General features: G+C 48.9%; 15 protein-coding genes and 1 tRNA gene. 7 read left to right on the top strand and 9 right to left on the bottom strand.

Annotated elements, in window-relative coordinates; genetic code table 11:
• Nucleotides 1-286 precede the first annotated feature (286 nt).
• The gene (locus tag Q8O92_06210; GenBank protein MDP2982901.1) at nt 287-2,032 is read right to left on the bottom strand and encodes an Rne/Rng family ribonuclease; all 1,746 of its coding nucleotides are present in this window, start codon (nt 2,030-2,032) and stop codon (nt 287-289) included.
• Nucleotides 2,033-2,165: 133 nt separating this feature from the next.
• Nucleotides 2,166-4,766, bottom strand: a complete 2,601-nt coding sequence (locus Q8O92_06205) for a TIGR03960 family B12-binding radical SAM protein (protein MDP2982900.1) — start codon at nt 4,764-4,766, stop codon at nt 2,166-2,168.
• A 192-nt stretch (nt 4,767-4,958) separates the two neighbouring features.
• On the opposite strand from Q8O92_06205, the gene Q8O92_06200 reads away from it, so the two are divergent.
• Nucleotides 4,959-5,035 (top strand) — tRNA-Met (locus Q8O92_06200).
• 456 nt (nt 5,036-5,491) lie between these two features.
• Here the strand turns inward: Q8O92_06200 and Q8O92_06195 are convergent.
• Both Q8O92_06195 and Q8O92_06190 read right to left on the bottom strand, forming a co-directional pair.
• Nucleotides 5,492-7,270 carry an ATP-binding protein gene (locus Q8O92_06195; protein MDP2982899.1) on the bottom strand — a complete coding sequence of 593 codons (1,779 nt, stop codon included), beginning with the start codon at nt 7,268-7,270 and terminating at the stop codon, nt 5,492-5,494.
• 3 nt (nt 7,271-7,273) lie between these two features.
• On the bottom strand, nt 7,274-7,960 hold the full coding sequence (locus Q8O92_06190; protein MDP2982898.1) for a response regulator: 687 nt from the start codon (nt 7,958-7,960) through the stop codon (nt 7,274-7,276).
• Between the two features lie 385 nt (nt 7,961-8,345).
• Between Q8O92_06190 and Q8O92_06185 the strand changes: the two genes are divergently transcribed.
• The 3 genes from Q8O92_06185 to Q8O92_06175 all read left to right on the top strand — a co-directional run bounded on the left by Q8O92_06185 (nt 8,346) and on the right by Q8O92_06175 (nt 10,925).
• Nucleotides 8,346-9,392, top strand: a complete 1,047-nt coding sequence (locus Q8O92_06185) for a sugar phosphate isomerase/epimerase family protein (GenBank protein MDP2982897.1) — start codon at nt 8,346-8,348, stop codon at nt 9,390-9,392.
• A 491-nt stretch (nt 9,393-9,883) separates the two neighbouring features.
• Nucleotides 9,884-10,819 (top strand): histone deacetylase, encoded by a 936-nt coding sequence (locus Q8O92_06180; GenBank protein ID MDP2982896.1) that lies wholly within the window; start codon nt 9,884-9,886, stop codon nt 10,817-10,819.
• On the top strand, nt 10,797-10,925 hold the full coding sequence (locus Q8O92_06175; protein ID MDP2982895.1) for a hypothetical protein: 129 nt from the start codon (nt 10,797-10,799) through the stop codon (nt 10,923-10,925). The genes Q8O92_06180 and Q8O92_06175 overlap by 23 nt, the downstream gene beginning before the upstream one ends.
• A 512-nt stretch (nt 10,926-11,437) precedes the next feature.
• On the opposite strand, the gene Q8O92_06170 is transcribed toward Q8O92_06175, so the two are convergent.
• From Q8O92_06170 to rimI, 5 genes are all read right to left on the bottom strand, one after another.
• Nucleotides 11,438-11,632, bottom strand: coding sequence for a hypothetical protein (locus Q8O92_06170; GenBank protein MDP2982894.1), 195 nt, complete (start codon nt 11,630-11,632; stop codon nt 11,438-11,440).
• A gap of 507 nt (nt 11,633-12,139) precedes the next feature.
• The gene (locus Q8O92_06165) at nt 12,140-13,027 is read right to left on the bottom strand and encodes a lytic murein transglycosylase (protein ID MDP2982893.1); all 888 of its coding nucleotides are present in this window, start codon (nt 13,025-13,027) and stop codon (nt 12,140-12,142) included.
• On the bottom strand, nt 13,024-14,142 hold the full coding sequence (locus Q8O92_06160; protein ID MDP2982892.1) for a sugar phosphate nucleotidyltransferase: 1,119 nt from the start codon (nt 14,140-14,142) through the stop codon (nt 13,024-13,026). The genes Q8O92_06165 and Q8O92_06160 overlap by 4 nt, the downstream gene beginning before the upstream one ends.
• Nucleotides 14,143-14,278: 136 nt before the next feature.
• Complete coding sequence (locus tag Q8O92_06155) at nt 14,279-15,691, bottom strand: neutral/alkaline non-lysosomal ceramidase N-terminal domain-containing protein (GenBank protein ID MDP2982891.1); 1,413 nt, start codon at nt 15,689-15,691, stop codon at nt 14,279-14,281.
• Nucleotides 15,692-16,160: 469 nt separating this feature from the next.
• On the bottom strand, nt 16,161-16,658 hold the full coding sequence (gene rimI / locus Q8O92_06150; protein ID MDP2982890.1) for a ribosomal protein S18-alanine N-acetyltransferase: 498 nt from the start codon (nt 16,656-16,658) through the stop codon (nt 16,161-16,163).
• Nucleotides 16,659-17,138: 480 nt separating this feature from the next.
• On the opposite strand from rimI, the gene Q8O92_06145 reads away from it, so the two are divergent.
• The 3 genes from Q8O92_06145 to Q8O92_06135 form a co-directional block, all read left to right on the top strand.
• A complete protein-coding gene (locus Q8O92_06145; protein MDP2982889.1) occupies nt 17,139-17,423 on the top strand; it encodes a hypothetical protein in 285 nt (94 codons plus the stop codon).
• Between the two features lie 184 nt (nt 17,424-17,607).
• On the top strand, nt 17,608-17,904 hold the full coding sequence (locus Q8O92_06140) for a hypothetical protein (protein ID MDP2982888.1): 297 nt from the start codon (nt 17,608-17,610) through the stop codon (nt 17,902-17,904).
• Between the two features lie 18 nt (nt 17,905-17,922).
• Nucleotides 17,923-20,719 (top strand): hypothetical protein (locus Q8O92_06135; GenBank protein ID MDP2982887.1); only part of this gene is annotated, 2,797 nt, incomplete at its 3' end.

Below are 20,719 nucleotides of genomic sequence, written 5' to 3'. Positions count from 1 at the left end.
GTCAGTCGATCTTTCCCTCGATACATTGCCTCTTCCTTTACTAAAAAATGCAAGGTTTATCAGGGGTATGATTCGAAATGCGTGCATTTCGACCTCCAAAACACTGCCATAATATACTACTTATCTCCTTTATTGTCAAGTCTTTATATTATATTTTCAGACTTTTTCAGCAGACCCTAATTACAGAACAGGTTTTTGTCTCATTAATATAGGCAGAGAGGGTGGCGCAAAACAAAAAAAGGGTCCCTGCCTCGGACCCTTCTCTTATTTTTTTGCTTTCTTTGCGTTACCGTTTTCTTCTGGCTTTCGGTTTACGGCCGAATTTGTCCCCTTCGACGGGGCGGGCGAAAGATTTCAGCGGTTCCGGCGCCTGGGGGGAAGGTTTTTCCGCCTTGTTTTTTTCTTCTTCATGACGGGTTTGTGTCTGAAACTCATCGGTCACATCCACTGCGCGGGTGGTGCTGAAGCAGTGGAATTCCTCGATGGCGATCTTGGCGTCCACCACCAGGTCGATTTCAAGGCTGGTGCTGGAACGAAGCATGATAAGCCGCTCTTCATTGTTATCGATAAGGAATTCGAACACCGCCGGATGGACGAATGCCGTATAACTCTTCTCCCTGCCGAAAGCTTCTGCCCGTTTCAGCCACCGTTCGATCTTGGTAACCGTGGTATCACGCCCCTGAACCATCCCAACCCCTCCGCAGGTGGGACAGGGTTCGGCGAATGTGTGGATAAGACTGGGCCTGACCCGCTGACGGGTCATTTCCATGATGCCGAATTCACTTATCTGGGAGATGGAAATCTTTGAGCGGTCATTTTTAAGGGCATCGGCAAAGGCGTCTTCCACTCTCCGGCGATGGTCGAGGTTGTGCATGTCGATGAAATCGATCACGATGATGCCGCCGATGTCCCGCAGCCGGAGCTGACGGGCTATTTCCAGAGCCGCCTCGGTATTGGTGTTGATGATGGTCTCGTCCTGGTTGGATTTCCCGACATACCTTCCGCTGTTCACATCGATGACCGACAGAGCTTCAGCATGATCGAAAACCAGGAACCCGCCTTTTTTAAGCCAGATTTTGCGGTTGAAGATATACTCGATTTCTTTCTCGATCTCATGATGATCGAATATCGGCTCCTTGCCGGTATACAGGCTCACCTTGTTCATCAGGCTTGGCGAAGTACCCGCCAGATACTTCCGTATTTCCTCATAATGGATCCTGGAATCCACCAGCACCCGCTCAACATCCTCGCTCAGGAGGTCCCGTATTATACCGGAGGTCATTCCCATTTCCTTGTGGATGACTGCCGGTGGAGGAAGACTGTCCGCCTTTTTCTTGAGCTCGTCATACGCGCTTACAAGCTCGCGGACTTCGTTGGCTATCTCTTCCTCGCCCTTCCCTTCCGCTACAGTGCGGATGATGAGGCCGAAACCTTTCTGACGGTATTTCTGGGCCAGTAGTTTCAACCGTTTTCGCTCGCCCCAGGATTCGATTTTCCGAGAGACGCCGATTTTCGAGCCGCCGGGCACCAGAACCAGAAATCTGCCGGGCAGCGAAATTTCCGAAGTAACCCTGGCGCCTTTGGTGGAAATCGGCTCTTTGGTTATCTGGACGAGGATCTCCTGGTCTTTCTTGATGATGCTTTCGATAGGCGGGAATTTATGGTCACGGCCTCTTCCGCCCTTATTGCGCCCTTTCCGGGGCGGACGTTGCTCCGCGGCAGAGACGGCTTGCTCTTCCTCTTCATCCTCCTCTTCCTCGTCTTCTTCCTCTTCAACTTCATACTGGGCGGAGAAGTCTATGGAGGCGCCGCTCACATCTGAAGCATGAAGAAAGGCGCTTTTTTCCATTCCTATATCCACAAATGCTGCCTGGATACCGGGGATAACTGCCTTTACTGTCCCCTTGTAAATATCTCCCACCATACGTTCGTTATCCGGCCGCTCCACCCAGATTTCCACCAGTTTTGAATCCTCACGTATGGCGATTCTTGTTTCATGGATTGCCGCGTTGATAATTATCTCACTCTTCAAAATGTTCTCCTTATCGAACTGAAAGGGTCAATGACACAGCGGTCAACGGCGTATGGAAGAGGACTTCATCTTCTCAGTTTTCCCGGATAATGAAAATCTTTGGAAAACCCATATTTTCATGCCTGTGACCTTCTTACCGAACAATTTCCAGAGGGCTTACCCTCTTTCCCTGTACTTCGGCATACTGCTCTGTTCGCGTCACCATCAAAGGTTGTCCGCCGCAGAAAATAAGTTCCAGAATTTCCGATGGTTTCGCCGATTTTCCCGATTCCATGCTGAGAATCATGGTAAACCCGCCGCCGTCCCCGGCGATTACGATATCAATGATTCCGGGACGGACATCTACCTCTTTGATACCGTTTTTGGTCGCTCGCTTGATCAGGATATGATCGCATTCGAGAAGATGGCCGATATTTTCCGCTGCTTTCTCATTCAGAGTACAGCTAACCCTGTACTCGGCCTGGGTGATGATTTTGGTCAGGGATTCGGCTTTTTCAGAAATGGGTCTCACCGAAATAACTTCCATGCCGTTCATCAGACTTCTGGCAAGGGTTTTGCCGACATCCTGGAAGGGAGCGCTCAACGAAAAGTCCACATATTCGGCTGAGCTGCTCATGCCGAGAGGGAGCGGAGGGCCGAACGAGATCTTCGGGTGGGGATGGAAACCCTGCGAATAGGCCACGGGTATTCCCTCTCTCCTCATCACTCGGTCGAAAATTCTCACCAGATCGAGATGACCGATGAATCGAGTAGGACCATTTTTGGAATACTTCACGCGAAAACGGGTCCCGGTAATAATCGGGGAAACCACCTTCGCAGTGACAACGGTTTTTTTCTTTCTCCCAAACCTGATATCAGCCATTTTTCTTTCCACACCGGGTGTGGGAGAGACATCTTTTGCTCTTTTTTTCACCGAGGAACAGAACGATGCATAAGGACCGCAGTTCCGGCAGGAGATTGAGCAATCGGGTGTGGTCTCCCCGCGATAAGCCTCTTCACGCTGTTTCAGGAGATACGCTTCATCCACACCGAAATGCAGGTGCCCCCAGGGGAGCGGCGAACCCGGAGCGAATCCTCCTCCGCCTTCTCCCAGATCGATGCCCGCTCCGGAGAAAGCTTCACGCCAAATGCCGCCGTTGAAATGCTCCGACCAGCCGTCGAGCCTGCTTCCCATCTTCCAGGCCTTAAGAATTACCGAGGCGGTTTCCCGGGTTCCGCGGCCCAGACGGTTCTCGAGCATGGAAACCTCAGGATTAGTCTCCTTTATAACCACCGATTTTGCAGCAAGATGGGATTTGAGCAGCCGAATTTTTCGTGAAAGCTCTGCGGTTGAATTTTGGTTTTCCCATTGGAAAGGAGTCATGGGCTTGGGTGAAAACGGGGAAACGGTGACATTGATGTGACGGCCCCGACACTGCCTGAGCAGGACATCGAGACGGTTGAGCAGAGCGGCGATGGCGGCGACATCTTCATCTGTCTCGGTAGGCAGGCCGATCATAAAATAGAGCTTGAATCCGGTCCATCCTCCTTCAAGGGCTGCTTTCACTGTTTCGGTGAGTTGTTCCTCGGTTAGGTTTTTATTGATGACATCCCGCAGGCGCTGGGTCCCGGCCTCGACAGCAAATGTCAGCCCTGTTTTCCTGCCTCCGGCGGCATTGTTCGCTATGGAAAGCGAAAAATTATCCGCCCTGAGACTGGAGAGAGAAATGGAAACCGCCTTTCCGGAAAGCTGTGAACCAATGCGGTTGACCACTTCATCGAGACCGGGATAATCCGAACTGGACAAGCTTACCAGGCTCACCTCTTCCCACCCGGTTGATTGAATACCGGCGACAACCTGGTTTACCACTTCGGCTGCCGGGCGGACCCGCTTGGGACGGTAGGTCATGCCGGCGCCGCAGAAACGGCATCCCCTCGAACATCCGCGCATGATTTCTACAGACAGCCTGTCATGCACCACCTCGGTCAGGGGAACCAGCGGACGGTCAGGATAGTATTCCGCTTTCAGTTCTTCCACAGTCCGTGACCATACCGGTGTTGGAGCGCCGTGGAGGGCTTCCATGCCGAGAAACTCGCCACCGGCGCCATGAATAGGCCGGTAGAACGAGGGAATATACACACCCTCCACCCTGGAAAGCTCATGCAGCAGATGCGGTTTCGGCATGGCTGACTGCCGGCACCGCTCGACAACGGCCAGGATTTCTGGAAAGCCTTCCTCGCCGTCGCCCAGAAGAAATGCATCAAAGAATTCCGCCATCGGTTCCGGATTGGAGCAGCAGGGGCCGCCGCCGAGAATGAGCGGCCATCCCGCATCCCTCTCTTGTGCGCTGAACGGAATTCCCGCCAGATCCAGCATGTTCAGAATGGTGGTATAATGAAGTTCATACTGAAAAGTGAAACCCACCACATCGAAAGATGAAACCGGCAGGAAAGATTCAAGACTGAAGAGTGGAATGCCCTGCTCACGCATGACCTGTTCCATATCCGTCCAGGGCGCAAACGTCCGTTCGCACAAGACTCCCGGAAGTTTATTCAGAATATGGTAAAGAATATGATACCCAAGATAGGATTGCCCGATATCGTAAATATCGGGGAAGGCGAGACATATTTTGATTGAGGATTGTTCCGGGCTTTTTTTCACTGCGTGGAGTTCGCCGTCGACATAGCGCGCCGGTTTCGCTACCTGTATGAGAACCTGTTCCAGTTTCTTCTTTATATCATCTTGATATTGCATGAGTTTCCTTGGATTCATCAGGGAAATATACCTACTATTCCATAATAGCGCAGTATAATATAAAGTGATGCAAAATGAAAGCCCAAAGTATGAGATGCAGAATAACGCAGATATACAATAAAATGCTGTTTCCTTACTTGACAAACCGATAACGAAAAGGTATATTGGCATCCACTATAACGAAGAAATCGGCGCGGGGTGGAGCAGTCTGGTAGCTCGTTGGGCTCATAACCCAAAGGTCGGCGGTTCGAATCCGCCCCCCGCTACCATATATAAAAAAGGACTCGGGAGAAATACCGAGTCCTTTTTTGGGTTTGCAACGTAATCTTTTTCGAGATTATCAGCCGAGCTAACCCGAATTATTCACAAACTTGCTATGACATTTTCTTAACTCTTTTTTAAACAAATACTTATTATTAATTTTGGAGGCAACCCCCTTAATCCCCCGAAGGGGGACTTTTCGTGGTAAAGATGAAAATGCGTAAGCGTAACTTTTAAAAAATAACCGATTATGCCTTATCTTGCAGTCTTTTAAGTCCCCCTTCGGGGGATTTAGGGGGCAGTATTTTACGCTCACAGAGACTAAAATACTGTTTTCATGCATAATTCGGGCTAAATCATGCGAATCAAGGTTCAGACATATTCAGGGTGACACTAGTCATGCCGAACTTGTTGCCTCTTCGCGGGAACGATAAAACCGTTTCGGCATCTGTCATGTATAAGGTTCAGACCTTTTTCGGAATATAGATGAAAAATGTGCTGCCCTTTCCGGGAGCGCTTGTAACATCCACCCGTCCGTGATGAGCCTGGACTATATGTTTGACAATGGCCAGACCGAGACCGGTTCCGCCCAGCTCACGGCTCCTAGCCTTGTCTACCCGGTAGAACCGTTCGAAAATTCGCTGGAGATGTTCTTCGGGTATACCGATGCCGTGATCTTCAACCTTTATTGCCGTATCAGCGCCTGAAAGGGAAACCTCCACGAGAATCCGGCTTTGCCGACCGCTGTACTTGATGGCGTTATCGAGCAGGTTGACCACCGCCTGTTCGAGCAAGTCCGGATTTGCCATGATCTCGATATCCTCATTTCCCCGGAACTCGATGCGTATTCCTTTTTCACCGGCTTTCGAATCGCATACCAGGAGGGCGTTTTTCACTATTTCGCCGACCCTGACCGGTTCCAGGTATATCTGCTCGTTTTCCGCCTCCTGTTCAACCCGGGACAGGCTCAGGAGGTCCTCGATGATGGCATTCAGGCGGTCGGTGTGTTTCAGGATGATATCGAGGAATTTTTGAGCATTCACAGGGTCATGCATGGCGCCGTCTTTCAGAGTCTCGACAAATCCCTTGATCGAGGTTATGGGAGTTTTCAGCTCATGGGATACATTGGCCACGAATTCTCGGCGGATGGTTTCCAGGAGTTTCAACCTGGTTACATCGTTGAGAACTATGAGCGCTCCGATATTCCGGTTCGAAGAATCCAAGAGGATGCTGCCGTGCGCCTGAAGAAAACGATCTGTCCGGAACTGCACGATGATCTCATCGGTCACCGGGGCATCGCTCGACAAAACCCTCTTGATGAAATTCTGCAGGCGGCTGTTACGGATAACCTCCTGGACCGTACGGCCGCGGACTTGATCGAACGTGAATCCGAACAGGGATTCGGCTGCATGGTTGGAATTGATTATCCGTTCATTCATATCCACCGCGATGACCGCTTCCGCCATGCCGGACAGCACCGCTTCCAGTTCGTTTCTTTGGCGGGTTACTGTATTGATCCGTGTTTCCAGGTGGTCCGCCATGACGTTCAGGGTATCAGCAAGTTCTTCGATTTCCGCCGCTGACTGAACATGGAGCCTGACAGCCAGATCATCTGAGGAAAACCGTGATATTCCCTGTTTTACCTCCACCAATGATTTGTTCAGCTTCCGTGAGATTATCAGGCTGAAAATAAGTCCAAGGAGAGAAAGTAACATTGCGGCGATTACCGCTTTGCCATAGAATGAGTTCAACTCACGGTTGACCGCATCCAATTTCAGTGATGTCCGCACCACGCCGTACATGCTGCCATTCGATTCCACCGGGACAGCCACATACATCATCCGATATGGCTCCACTGAACTGTAGCGTATGGAAGTGCCGATTTTTCCCGAAAGCGCCGTCAACACCTCGGGACGGTCCAGGTGGTTTTCCATGCGCGCCGGATCGGAATCCGAATCTCCGATAACCCTGCCTGTGGGGAGGATTACCGTATACCGTGCAGAGGTGAAAGGAACCATCTCCCGGCAGAGGGCGTTAATCTCATGTTCATTGAACGGCAGCGGTTTCTGGAGAATTATTTTTCTGAACAGTACCGCACTGGAGGTCAGACGGGACAGCGCGGAGTCGGTTGTATACTGCCGCAGGGAATGTGCAGTATACAGGATTACCGTCAAACAGGAAACCAGAAGAAGGAGAAGGTAATAGGAGTATATCTGCCAGACAAACTTTTTACTTTTCGGCATCGGCTATTCCTTGAATCGATATCCTATGCCGCGGACGGTAAGGATGTACTTCCCGGCGGGGCCGAGCTTTTTCCGGAGGCCGACAATCTGGACATCCACCGAGCGCTCGGTGACCGGGTAATCATCGCCTTTTATCGCGTTGATAATCTGGTTGCGGGTAAATACCCATCCCGGTCTCTTCATAAGGAAATGAAGGATGTTGAATTCGGTCGCCGCAAGCTGAACAGGCTTTTCCTGAACCAGCACTTCCCGTGACGACAGGTCGATAACAAGATCGGCAGAGCGCAACACTACAGGTTCTTCAGTTAAATCCTTCCTGTTGCGCCTGAGAACCGCCCGGACTCTTGCCAGGAGAACCCGTGGACTGAACGGTTTGATGATGTAATCATCGGCGCCCAGTTCCAGACCGGTTACGATATCGGCGTCCTCTCCCTTTGCAGTAACCATGATAATAGGTATCGACCTGGTCAGCGAGTCGGATTTCAACCGACGGCATACCTCGAGGCCGTCTATTCCCGGAAGCATGAGATCGAGAAGTATGAGATCCGGCCTCCCCTGACGGGCGCTGTGCAATGCCTGTTCTCCGGTCATCGCCGTGCTCACCCTGTACCCGTCTCTGGTGAGATTATAGCCGATCAGTTCGAGAATATCTTCTTCGTCGTCCACTATCAGAATGTGCTCTTTTGACATGCGCTCCTCTGGGCTGCCCTTGATTTCTTCACAACGCGGGTTTTTTTATCCTGAACTTGTTTCAGGGTCTGTTGTTTAGATGCCGAAACAAGTTCGGCATGACACGTGTCACCCTGAACTTGTTTCAGGGTCTATTTTGACATTAATCTCAGAATTCCTCACAGCTTGCTGCGGGGTAATTCAATTAAGGTTGACTATCTATTTATGTTACTCTATGAGAAAAGTCAATATGATTTTCTCCCATTCTCCTCAGTCCAGGAAATAAAACCTGTCCCCTCCCTTGGACGATTCTCGTATATTGCACATCCGAAAAGAAATCTTATGACGGACATCCGCCTGAACATGAAAAATAAACCCTCCTCTCATAAACAAAGGAGCCGTAACCATGCCAGAATCGCCCATGACCAGACGTAACATGCTCGCTTTCACAGCCGCAGGAGCAGGGATGCTCCTCGGTTCCGGCGTCTCCCCTTCGGACGCATGGACAATGAGAAAAACATGGGGGGAGGATTTCCTCACTCCCTGGAGCCCGCCCGCTGACCGCAGGCGCGACCTGACCCCGGGACCCTCACCCATACGTCTCAGTTGTGTAGCCTACGGCCTGCACTATGCAAAAGGAGCAAGCATCGGCGAAATGGTAAAGAAAGTGCGGGACATGGGTTATACCGCAGCCGAAGCCTCCGACGAATGGAACGAGGCCGCAGATTCAGACATCCGGGAGCTCCATGCCGCGCTCAAACAGCATGATGTCTCTTTCTATACCCTGCACCTGTGTGTGAACAACATCCATCCCGACCTCTCCGAGCGCAGAAAGATCCAAAAACGAGTCGCCCGGATGGTGGAAACTGCCGATCGTATCGGGCTGTCATTTGTGGTATCGCACACCGGTAGCTGCGCCGAAAGCCCCACCAAGCCGCACCGTGACAACTGGACGAAGGAAACCTGGGATGCCTCGGTGAAAGCCATCCGCCAGATTCTCAAGGATACCTCAGGCAGCCGGGTCAGTCTGGGGATCGAAGCGCTGAATCCCTGCAACATCAATAACCCGCGGGCGCATGTACGGCTCCGTGAGGATGTGGGCGATCCACGGGTCAAAGTCACCCTCGATCCGACCAATATGCTGAACACCGCGGTATACTATCGGACTACGGAATTGATCGAGGAGTGTTTTGCGCTTCTGGGAGAGGACATCCTGTACGCCCACGCCAAGGATGTGCTCTGGACGCCGGAGATGCTCCCGTCTTTCAAATGGATGATTCCCGGCACGGGGACCATGGACTATGAAACCTACCTGGTGCACCTCAGCCGCATGAAGAATCCGCGGACGCTCATGCTCGAATTCCTTTCCGAAGGGCAATACCCGCAGGCAAAACAATTCATCGAGGAAACCGCCGCACGGATCGGGGTAAAAATTTACGGCGCCGGAAAGTAGTTTCTCGCAAAGACAAATGAATTACCCCGCAGCGAGCTGCGAGTTATCAAAAGATGATCCCCCTGTCACCTTCGGTGACATCCCCCTTACTAAGGGAGATAAAAGAGAAAAACCATTCAACCGCCGATGGTATCGGTTGCCCCCCTTTATAAAGGACAGGGGGGATCCTACCCCACAACAAGCTGCGAGGAATTCTGAGATTAAAGAAGGAAGACAGAAGTCAGAAGACAGAATAAAAAACAAAGATAAAGGATGAAAAGATTGTCTCTCGCAAGGTTCGCTAAGTGAAGGCAGTGTAAATCAAAAAAACTATAAGAATGGATAAAAATGACACACTTACTAAAGGTATGAATCCATCAAACAAATCCCAGATTTGCCACAAACACCATCATAGTCATTTCTTTTCCCCTTGTACGGAACCCTTAAAGGTTTTACTTTATCCCCTTACACCGAATTGAGAGCTTATCCATCGAACAGAAAAGGAACGCATCATGACCGGGATTCTTTACCACGAAGATTTCTTGAGCCATATAACCCAGATAGACCACCCGGAGCGTCCGGGGAGAGTAACTGCCATTGTGAACGAGCTGAAAAAAGAAAAGTACAAAAACAGCCTGTTCTGGGACACGCCGCGGCTGGCGGAGGAAGAAGAAATCGAGTATGTCCACAGCCGGTCTTACATCGAGCGGGTCAGGGCCACTGCAAAATCCACTCCGCAGTATCTGGATTCACCGGACACCCTGGTGTCGAAAGGCTCATTCCAGACTGCGCTCAGGGCCGCCGGGGCGGTCATGACCGCCATTGACGGGGTCATCGCAGGGAAATACCGGAGAGCTTTCTGCCCGGTCAGGCCGCCCGGTCACCATGCCCATTATTCCACCGCCATGGGGTTTTGCCTGTTCAACAACATCGCCATAGGGGCCAGGCACCTCAAGAAGAAACACAACATCCAGAAGATTCTTATCGTGGATTTCGATGTGCACCATTGCAACGGGACGGAGGAGATGCTTTCCGGCGACACCGACATACTCCTGTGCAGCATCCATCAGCATCCCCATTATCCCGGCACCGGGCTCTGGTCAAAACTCTATGCCCACTCCGGAGGAGTACTTAACGCTCCCCTGCCACCGGGATCGGACGAGAGCGAATATATGAAAGTGTTCAAGGGCCAGCTTTCCGATTATGTGAACATGTTCATGCCCGATTTCGTGCTCATGTCGGCGGGATTCGATTCCCACCGTGATGATCCCCTCGGCGATATGATGCTCGCCTCGGATTCCTATTACCGCCTGACCCGCGAGGTGGTGAAATTCGCTGAAACCTACTGCCAGGGGAAGCTGGTCTCCACACTCGAGGGAGGATATAATCTCCGTGCGCTGGCGGAATCGGCGGGATACCATGTGGATGCCCTTATCGAATCGCCGTGAGGAAATATCCCCTGCTTGCTGGATAACTCTCTGGGAGTACGGCCGCGGTACGCTGGCATCCCTTGCCGGAACAGCCAAGTACGACCGGGGAAAATGGAAACAGTGAGGAAAGAAGAAGACAGAAGACAGAAGTCAAATGCTCAAGGAAGACCCCGTTTCTTGGCTGTTTGAACGAGACAACCCTTCTGTTCGCAATTTGCCATTTGCATCCTCTCTTCTTCGCAGCCAACGATAGAACTCACCCGCCAAAAGGCGCCAGCTTTTTGGTCGGGTGCAGTGATTGGTTAGGCTAATTGATTTGGTAGTTAAAATGTATATAGTGTTTGCCAGATAGTAACCAGCACGCCTTTATCTTGATCTGTGAGTCGTCCTAGGCAGCGTGTAATATCGCTCTTATCCAAGCAGGAAATCTTTGCCAATCGTACCCAAGACTCTCGCAATAAGCCACTGCTTGACCAATCTATCAGCTTGTAGTCACCTCGTCCAGTTCGTTCTTTTGTGGTTATGGGAGCCAGAACGATATCTGCATCGCCTATATCTAGGACTACGAGAGCGGGACGTCTTTTCTTGTGAGTAGCACCTGACTCCGGAAAGTCTACCAATACAACTTCCCCAAACTTATAGTTCATCATAGATCGCATCCTGCTCATCGTAGGTTTCTAAGAAGTGCTTTCTTGCCGCTTTCTTCCATAGGCGATCTTCTTCTCTGTCATCTGGGATTGACACCTGAATATATCCTCCACCTTGAGCAGAAATTGGTTGTTTCAATTCTAAATGCGTTGGGTCCAAAATCTTTGCTTCAATAATCCTCATAGCTTTTCCCTCCTCTCGGTTCCTCCTATTTTATCCATAAAGCCCAACCGATGGCGCATAAGCTGCGCCGCTGAAAACTATCAAATTGTACTAAACTAAACAAGTTCATTCTAAAAATGTCATTATTAAAAACCGAAACCTATGCAAGCCATGCTTAACGTACCCACCTCATATTCTCTCCTTGAATTGTTGCTTAACAAGTAATTCTGTTGTTCTTCATAACACCCATGATAAAAATTCCTTCTATTGAATCGTAAGGATAAATTAACTATTTTTTCTAAAAAGCTTTCTGTATAATACCCCTGATAAGGGCGATATAATGAAACCGGATATCATCCGATGCTTGACATACCCCCACAATTGAAAAACGATTATGCTCGGTTGTTGACACAATGCAACATTCCATCACATAGCCCCAAATGGGGGGCAAGGGAAGTCGTTGCTCCACTTTCTGTTCCTGCCCCCTCCGGGGGAAGGATGTCTGAAGGACAGAAAGGGGGCTGTCTTCTACCTGTTTTCCTTCTCAGTACCTTCTGCGGTTCCGGTCATTTCTTTCCCGTATTCGGCCAGCTCTAAAACAGCTTTTACATAAAACTTGCTGGGATTGTAGCGATAAACCGCCTTATCCAGACTGCCTTCTCTTTCTTTGAAATAGGCAAGGTAGTTGGCCACTGAATTGATGGTATCGCTCATATCCTTGACATCTTCCCCGACAAACCATTGATTCAGCGAGGACGGGATAAACTGCATGAAACCGATGGCCCCGGCATAACTGGAATTAAAATCAAACATATCCTTGTTGGTTCTCCGCCTGAAAGTCAGCAATTCTTCGAGTTGACGGAGGGCGAACTCCCTTCGGTAATTCTTTACATACAGGGAAATAAAGACGTTGAAAGCCTGGCGCTTGCCGGTATACCTTCCGAAGTTGGATTCGATTCCGATAATCGATGCGATGATTTCCCCGGGTATGAGATACTGTTTCTCGGCCGCCGGCAACTCTGCCGGATATTGTTTCATAAACTGAGTCATATATCCTTTTTTGTCATCGAATCCGATCTTTTTCTTGTACTTTTCATATTCCTCGTTGAAAACTCTCTCAGCTTCCGCCATATCCCCTTTTTTCAGGGCTTCCTTGTAGGCATCCGCCCCCATTGCTTCGGCTGAATTGATGAAAATGCTGTCGATATTCTCGTAAATTTCGAATTTGGGATTGGAAAGAAAACTCTCTATGTCATGCCCTTTCACCTTAAGTTTTAAAACGAGGGAATCAAGAGAGGCATATTTCTTCTTGCTGAGATCTATCTTCGACGTATCTTCCGAAATCACCGGATGAGTCGCTGTCAAACCCAGCGTAATGACAACGGCAAGAACACCTGTTTTCAATATTTTATTCATATCTGCCTTGCGTTTCGCTTTTTCAATTCTTCCACAATTTTGCGGACATCCTGGGCACGGTCTTTCGGGATAACCAGCACCGCATCCTCCGAAACGATAACCGCAAGTCCCTCGACTCCCGCCACCGCCACAGCCCTTTTGTCCGGACCCGGTTCATTGTATATGATGCTGTTCTTGCTGTCGATTATTACCGGGCCGCCGAACGCTACATTCCCATTTTCATCGACAGGCATGGTACGGTCCAATATGTCCCAGGATCCGATATCATCCCATCCGAAATCAGCTTTTATGACCAAAACATTCTTTGCTTTCTCCATGAGAGCATAATCAATAGAGATATCCCTAATCTCCCGGAAAATGCGGTGAAACCTTTCTTCATCTCCGATGGACAGCGCCCGTGAAATCTCCAATGTTGCATGGAAGAGATCCGGCGCCGCTTGACGCAGTTCATTGAGGAAAGTGGAGAGACGCCAGAAAAACATCCCGCTGTTCCAGAGGTAGCGGCCGGAAGAAATATATTTCGAAGCGGCTGTGCAATCCGGCTTCTCGCAAAACCGGGACGCCGGGAAAATCTGAATATCATCGGGCGCACCCGGTACATTCACACTCTTTTCCCCAATCTCTATATAACCATATCCCGTTTCGGGACGGTCGGGTGTGATACCCAGAGTGACAAGCGCATCGGTATTCTCAGCGGCGACAAGCGCTGCGGCAACTACTCTGCGGAACTGTTCCGGACGGAGTATAAGATGGTCAGCCGCCAGGATCGCCATGACCAGCTCGGTTTCGTCATCCCTCCGACGGGCGAGGAAACTTGCTGCGGTGTATACCAGACATCCGGCGGTGTTCTTCTTGAACGGCTCCACCAATATATTACGGTGGGGGATATGCGGCGCAGCTTTTCGTATCCCTTCCGCCTGGTTTTCGCCGGTTGCTACAAAAATCCGTTCAAGGGGTATGAGCGGCAGTATATACTCTATCATCTGTTCGAGGAGTGTCTGCGAACCGCCAATAAGACGGAGAAACTGCTTTGGCCGTGATTTCCGTGAAAGCGGCCAGAATCTCTCCCCCGATCCCCCCGCCATGATTACCGCTACCTTTTTCGTTTCCGGCATTCCTGCTTCTCCCGTGGATGAGAAACAACACTGATTGAAAAAAAAAGCTCTAGAGCCTTTTGCAAAAGCCTCTATAATTGATGACCCGGCAATAACAAGATACTTTTTGCCGGATCATCATCCTTCATCCTTGTCTTTACTTCTCCACTCTCCCGATCAGGTTCAGCGATGAATCGATGCACACCTGCTCTGTTTTCGGGCTGTAAGCGCTGCCGTCCACTTCGTAATCGCCGTCGATGAACTCTTTCGCCGAGGGCAGATACCCTCCTGGCCCACAGGTCAACCCGATGACGAAAGTCTTTTTGATGGGGGACTGTTTCTTTATTTTAAGGCCGATGTCGGAAAAGAGCTCGCCCGGGAAGGTTACAAATACTGCATCTCCGATTCTCACCGCCTGCTGCTCCAGCTTGCGGGTTTTGGGACGGTCCTGGTTGCCGTAAAACCGTTTGGCGGCGCCAAGACGCTGTCTGGTGGAAAAGACTTCCACGCGGGCATCATCAAGAGTACGGGAGCCTTGATATTCGGGCTTTTTCTCCAGATCGGCCAACTTTTCCCCTGCGGCTTTTGCATCTTTTTCCGCCTGTTCAAGGGTAATCGGGTAGCTTTCGCGGAGCGGGTAATCAAAGGTATCCAGTGCTGTTTTTACCTCAAGACTGCTCACCGTTTTGATTCCGGGGAGGGCTTTAAGGACAGCATCGGTCATCTGGTTGCCTTTCTTCTCGATGTACCAGTAGCTGCGAACCGGCATTTCCGCGCCGACCGCGGAAAGCTCCGCTAGGTATCCTACGTTGATGTTCCCTTCCGCGGACTGGAAGTAGGCCACCCATACATCCCGGCCGACGCTTTTCTTGATACCCTGGATGGCAAAATATGGCCAGTCCTCTGAATAGAGACGGTTGCTCCAGTCCAGGCCGGAAGGATGGCATCCGTAATTGAACGCCACTCCCATCAGCTTGCCCTTGTCGTCTTCAACCCGTATGACGCATACTTCCGGGTCGGGATGTATCCCGCCGTAAAGGAGATGCCGGCGCTCTCTGCCCAGCTCGAATACCTCGGTCGAGGCGATGCCTATTCTTCCCGGAACGCGTTTCGTCCAGGCGTCCACTGCTGAGGCTACCACCTGTTCCACCAGGAATTTCTGGTAATCCGCTCCTGCAGCACCGACCGAGGGGCCGGCATGGGTATGGGTGCAGGAGACCACGATGTTGTTTTCGGGTATTCCGGTCTTTTCACGGATGGCGGTGCGGATACGTTTGCCGTAATCCTCGCCCAGACCGACCAGAGTGATCGTGATAAGCACCGCCGCTGCGCCGTTGGCGCCCTCCACAACCAGGCACCGGGCATGGAGATCATCATGGGTTCCGGTGGAAACCTGGCTGCGGGCGAAACCTGCCATCTGCACATTTCCTTTCGGAGTGATAACAGTTTCACCGAGACCGACCTTGATCACTCCGGGTTTTGCCTGGCTGAATGCAGAACAGACTGAAAAGAATGTGAGTACAGCGAACAGCGAAACAAAACCGTAAAATCTTGTGGGCTTGGAGACCATGTCGCTTGCTCCTTAAGATAAAGGAATTATTTTGGTTTTAGTGAAATGTACTATGATTTCGTGCGGATGACAAAAGAAAAGTCATACTTTAGTTCCATTTTTTACAATTTGCTGAACGTCGGTCGCACTCGGCGGCGTATTTTCTCTTACTCGAAGGCGGTCCCCATGAGCGCTGATTCGGCCTGGATGCTGTTTATCCGACACTTGGGGTAGAGGGATTAGGAGAAATAATGGAACTTACAAGTCCGGGCGATGAAAAGCATAGGGTTGTAAGGATGAAGGGGGAAGGATGAAAAGAAGAATTGAGAGAGTGCTTATTTTGAGGAGGAATATGGAGCATGAAATCGTCAGCAATATGGTTTCTAATGGCCTAACGTTGGACCAGTGTAGCGAGTAGTTAGGCAATCTTAAAGTTTTTAATGGTCGCTATCCCTCTTTTTGACTCAAGGCATTGAACATGACGCCGCTATTACCTTTTCCTCATCAAAAAGGCATCCTCTTTGTCGTAATAATTCTTAATTTCTTTGTCGATTTCGAAACCTATGGTTTGGTATAAATAAATTGCGCTAACATTGGATTTTCTAACTTCTAAAGCATACTCGTTTATTCCTTTTTCAAAAAATTGTTTGATCATATGTTTTGATAGTTTTCTTCCTATGCCTAAATTTCTATAGCTAGGTTCTACAGCTATAGAATCAAACTCACCAATACCATTGGAACTCAGACCAGCAACGTATCCAACGATTTGACTCGATATCTCAGCTACAAAAAACCAATCCGGATTCTCTTTGTACATTTCTTCAAATTGTTTCTCAGAATATGCGTCTTCTTGGAATGATGCTTTTTCTATTTCCATTATATGGTTGATATCGGCGATAGAAGATGGTCTAATTTTAACCTGTAATTCATCCTCAAGAAAAAACTTCTTCTCCTCATCAGTTATTTCTATTCTTTTTTTGGTTGTCATTTTTTATGGTTCTTCTCCAAAAGAGTTGGTTAAGAAATTTACTTACAAGGGTTGCATTGAGGAAATGATCTCAATCCAACCCTGAATTGAAATATGTTGTTAGTTGCTGTCAAGCCCAAGCAAGTCAGCCTTCGGCTGAGGCTTGACAGATTGAGGCTTAGATTATTTACGTAACAAAACTTTTTTTATCCCAAACGATGAAAGTCCCCCTTCGGGGGATAGCGGGGTCCCCGGCTTTTGCTCTTCAAAAGTCGGGGTGCCTCAGGGGGCTGCCTCTCAAAGAGTTATCTCATTTTGCACTGCAAAATTTACCAACTCTTTTGGAGAAGAACCAAATTTTTTAAATGAACCGTATTGGGATACAGTGAGGATTAATATGATAAATCGTCGAAATTTTTTAATGGCTGCTCATTTTTCCCCGGACTTCATGTGCTTGCCGGTTCAGATAATCCTCGTTCAGTCTTTCTGATACGGACAGATATGCAGTTGCAGCGCGATCAAAACGGTTTTTTTCCTGCGGCAAAGGAAGAATTCCAGGCAGCCGGATATGAAACTGCACTGAAGATATTCCAAAAAGGTACATCGAAAGGCGGAACCACATATGGTGCGGCAACCCATGAACAATTCGTGCAGTCAGGGATCTGTCAAATGATGCATGACCATCAAATTTGTTTTACTGAAGGCGGGCGTTATGTATACTCCTGGAAAGATTATAAAAAACAGACATCGCCTGGATTGAGAATCCTCAAGGGGTTGTCATGCTAAAAATTCCATTCTTCAAGCTTGTAAGAGAAAAGGATACAACACTGATCGACATGGCGAAAACGCGCAACAATGTTATCGGCTTTACGACACTGACGATTAAGAATCTTCAGGGAATTCTCCCTGTTGGCTATATGCATATCTGTAATCCCTGGGATTCAGGCAGTGGGCACGGAAATAAAAACACATGGTCGATAAAAAATACCATCAGTCTTCAACCCTCAATAATTTCATCGCTGTCTCACGTTCAAAGGTGGAATGTGATGCGGTAACAGCATGGCTTATGGGACATGATCCCCGTGAACTGCCGTATCTGAGAAATGCCAGCGAACGAGGTCTGGGTAACAACAATATCGATACCATCGAAATATATGAAATCACCGGGAAGGGTGTTGAGCGGATACAAGACTATCGTACCATTCCACGAGGCCGTATGGGAGTCAATATCTATGGGAAGACTGAAAAAGACCTCCGGTTTTTTTGATATCAAGAGGAGATAATCATGAAATTTCCATTTATTTTTCGTCGATTTTGGATACTGCTTTTCTTGATTGCATCCTTTACACATTCTGTCTATGCCGACCGTCTGGTTCTCGATTTATCCGAACGTGACTGGGGACTCTACAGAGATTTTACCGCCGAATGGATGAACGATGACATCTATCCGCCGCCGGTCGATATTGCAAAACTCCCGGCAAATTCACCGACCTGCGGCTGGGATAATCTTAAAAATAATTTTGAAAAAATCGTGCACCTCCCCGCTACGGTAGAAGAGTATTTCTGGGGTGATAACACGAACGACGAAGGTATAGCCGGAGATTGGCGGGGAGTCTCATGGTGGGTAACCACGGTCGATATAAGTCCCGAAATCCGGGGGAAAGAGATTTTCCTCGATTTTGAATCGGTTCATCTCAGGGCGGAAGTGTTTGTAAATCGTGTTTTAGCCGGATATGATGTTGTCGGACACACGCCGTTCGAAGTGGATATCACCGGGGTGATTCGGCCTGGCGAAAAGAATGAAATTGCCGTTCGTGTCACCGATCCGAATGGATATTTTACCTATAATGACTTGTTGGGGATGCGGTGGGGAAAGAACATTTTACCGAGAAATCGAGGATTCGGAGGTATTCCCGGCAGAGTATTTCTCAGAGCGGTCGACCGGGTTTATATGGAAGATATATATGTCAGAAATAAACCTTCCATTAAGGATGTCGATGTCATCGTTCAGGTGAAGAATTTACTTGGACCTGCATGTTTGGGTACTTTTACCGTCCGGGTATACCCCTGGAACCATAAAGAAACTGTGATTTGGGAAAAGAGCTTCAAGCGAAAAATAGAATCTGAGAGCGAGCAAGTCTTTGAGGTAAAAGCCAATAAAGCCGAAATCTGGGACATAGACCATCCGAATCTTTATGTCGCTGAGGTTTCATTCAAATCCGACGATGGAAAAATGTATGATACTTCGACCCGCCGATTCGGTTTTCGGTGGTTCGATATAGGACAAAAGAACGGGGATCAGCGGTTTTATCTCAACGGGAGACGCATGGTGCTGATTAACGCTTATTCCTGGAGTTTATGGCCGGTGAACGGGGCCTATCCGACAAGAGAAATGGCTGAAAAAGAGACAGCGGCAGCAAAAAAGCTTGGATATAATACGATAAGCGTACATACCGCAATCCCTTACCCGCTCGCAATGGATGCCGCCGATGAAGCAGGTCTCCTTTACTATGAGGAACCGGGAGGGTACTATCGAAGGAATAACGAGGAGAAAACAGTTCTGAGGAGTAAACTAAGCAGTGAAAAGTTCCTTCGCATGGTGAAACGTGACCGTTCTCATCCCTCGCTCATTATATATAATATGGGCTGGAACTATTATGATAAACCGGAAGATGACAACATTCAGGACATGAAGACAGCTCATGAAATGGATCCTGCCCGCATCATCACATTCCGACAGGGAATTCAGAGAAACATACCCAAAACAGATCCCAGAAAACTCTTCATGAAACCCAACGACTTCACCGAATACCATACCGGTTTTTTTGAAGAATGCATTTCAATCGGATCGCAGGGTTATCTGGATTCCTATTATAAAAATCCTCATGACTACTACCTTCACAGTGACAATGCCGGTGAGATAGTATTTTGGGGCGAAGACGGGAATATCGGTGTGCCGCCCAGATTACAAAGCATCAAAGAGTATTACGATAAGAAAGGTGAACCGTACGGCTGGCAGGGCCGTCACAATATCGAATGGTTCCACGCTTATGATACCTTTCTCGATACGAGTGGTTTCCGCGCCTTTTTCCCCAATGTTGATTCACTTACCGTTAGTCTCGGTAATGTAAAGTACTACCACCATGGAAGAATTCTTGAAAATGTTCGAATTGGAAATATTGCAGATACTTACACGATTATCGGATGGGGAGCATCTCAACTGTATAACCATAATGGGATGGTGGATCTGTACCGCAATCCGGTGGGTGCTCCGGGTTTGTTCGCATACTATTGCCGCCCGCTGTATATTGCAGTGAAGCTCAGGAACAAAGTTGTACCGGCAGGATATACTGTAGCTGCAGACCTCTATATTATTAACGAAGCTGACATAAAAGGGGCGCACACACTCACGGTAACTCTTGAGCATAATGGCGGAAAGAAAGACTTTTCAAAAGCATATAAAGTCATCATTAAAGGCGGTGAGGAATATGGTCAGCTTCTTGTTGACAATGTTACCATCAACCTCGATGGTTCTCCGGGATACTACACGGTCAAGGCCGAGCTTCGTGATCCGAAAGGAGCTCTCATCGCATCGGGAAATGACCATGTGTTTGCAGGAGACTTCTCCGATATAAAGATTTCACCAAAAGGCGCGGTGATCGATACGACTGGAAGTATAAGAAAAATCGTGAATAATATATGGGGAATTACCCTTCCCGATTTCACAAGTAAATCCCCCGACCTGAAGTATATCGTCATCGGCCGTGGATCCTATTCGACTTCCGATGTTATGGATCGTGTGGCAAACGGGGCAACAGCGGTGGTTATAGACCAGGCAGACAAGTTTGCAGAACTCATTAAAGATGGCTTTGATGAGGCGTTGGATTATCGCGGAAGGTATGAAATAAAGGAAGCGGCTTTTGGGGGAAATTTCATTGCCGGAAAGCATGACCTGTTAAAAGGACTGCCTCAGGCGCAAGCGTTCAATTGGGAATATCAGATTTTTTATATGTACGGCAATCAGAATCTCTATGCTCTCAGACTTCCTGGTGTTAAACCTGTAATTGCTGCCGTTTCGGATC

Origin of the sequence: Candidatus Latescibacter sp. (assembly GCA_030692375.1) — a bacterium.
In the GTDB taxonomy this organism is placed as follows: Bacteria; Latescibacterota; Latescibacteria; order Latescibacterales; family Latescibacteraceae; genus JAUYCD01.
This window is presented reverse-complemented; position numbering and strand designations above follow the sequence as displayed.

What these genes read in the sequence shown, in the direction of transcription:
- Q8O92_06180 (MDP2982896.1), top strand. Translation starts at nt 9,884, where the DNA reads ATGACCGGGATTCTTTACCACGAAGATTTCTTGAGCCATATAACCCAG.
- Q8O92_06195 (MDP2982899.1), bottom strand. Translation starts at nt 7,270, where the DNA reads ATGCCGAAAAGTAAAAAGTTTGTCTGGCAGATATACTCCTATTACCTT.
- Q8O92_06190 (MDP2982898.1), bottom strand. Translation starts at nt 7,960, where the DNA reads ATGTCAAAAGAGCACATTCTGATAGTGGACGACGAAGAAGATATTCTC.
- Q8O92_06170 (MDP2982894.1), bottom strand. Translation starts at nt 11,632, where the DNA reads ATGAGGATTATTGAAGCAAAGATTTTGGACCCAACGCATTTAGAATTG.
- Q8O92_06140 (MDP2982888.1), top strand. Translation starts at nt 17,608, where the DNA reads ATGGTCGATAAAAAATACCATCAGTCTTCAACCCTCAATAATTTCATC.
- Q8O92_06160 (MDP2982892.1), bottom strand. Translation starts at nt 14,142, where the DNA reads ATGCCGGAAACGAAAAAGGTAGCGGTAATCATGGCGGGGGGATCGGGG.
- Q8O92_06175 (MDP2982895.1), top strand. Translation starts at nt 10,797, where the DNA reads ATGCCCTTATCGAATCGCCGTGAGGAAATATCCCCTGCTTGCTGGATA.
- Q8O92_06205 (MDP2982900.1), bottom strand. Translation starts at nt 4,766, where the DNA reads ATGCAATATCAAGATGATATAAAGAAGAAACTGGAACAGGTTCTCATA.
- Q8O92_06155 (MDP2982891.1), bottom strand. Translation starts at nt 15,691, where the DNA reads ATGGTCTCCAAGCCCACAAGATTTTACGGTTTTGTTTCGCTGTTCGCT.
- Q8O92_06185 (MDP2982897.1), top strand. Translation starts at nt 8,346, where the DNA reads ATGCCAGAATCGCCCATGACCAGACGTAACATGCTCGCTTTCACAGCC.
- rimI (MDP2982890.1), bottom strand. Translation starts at nt 16,658, where the DNA reads ATGACAACCAAAAAAAGAATAGAAATAACTGATGAGGAGAAGAAGTTT.
- Q8O92_06165 (MDP2982893.1), bottom strand. Translation starts at nt 13,027, where the DNA reads ATGAATAAAATATTGAAAACAGGTGTTCTTGCCGTTGTCATTACGCTG.
- Q8O92_06145 (MDP2982889.1), top strand. Translation starts at nt 17,139, where the DNA reads ATGCAGTTGCAGCGCGATCAAAACGGTTTTTTTCCTGCGGCAAAGGAA.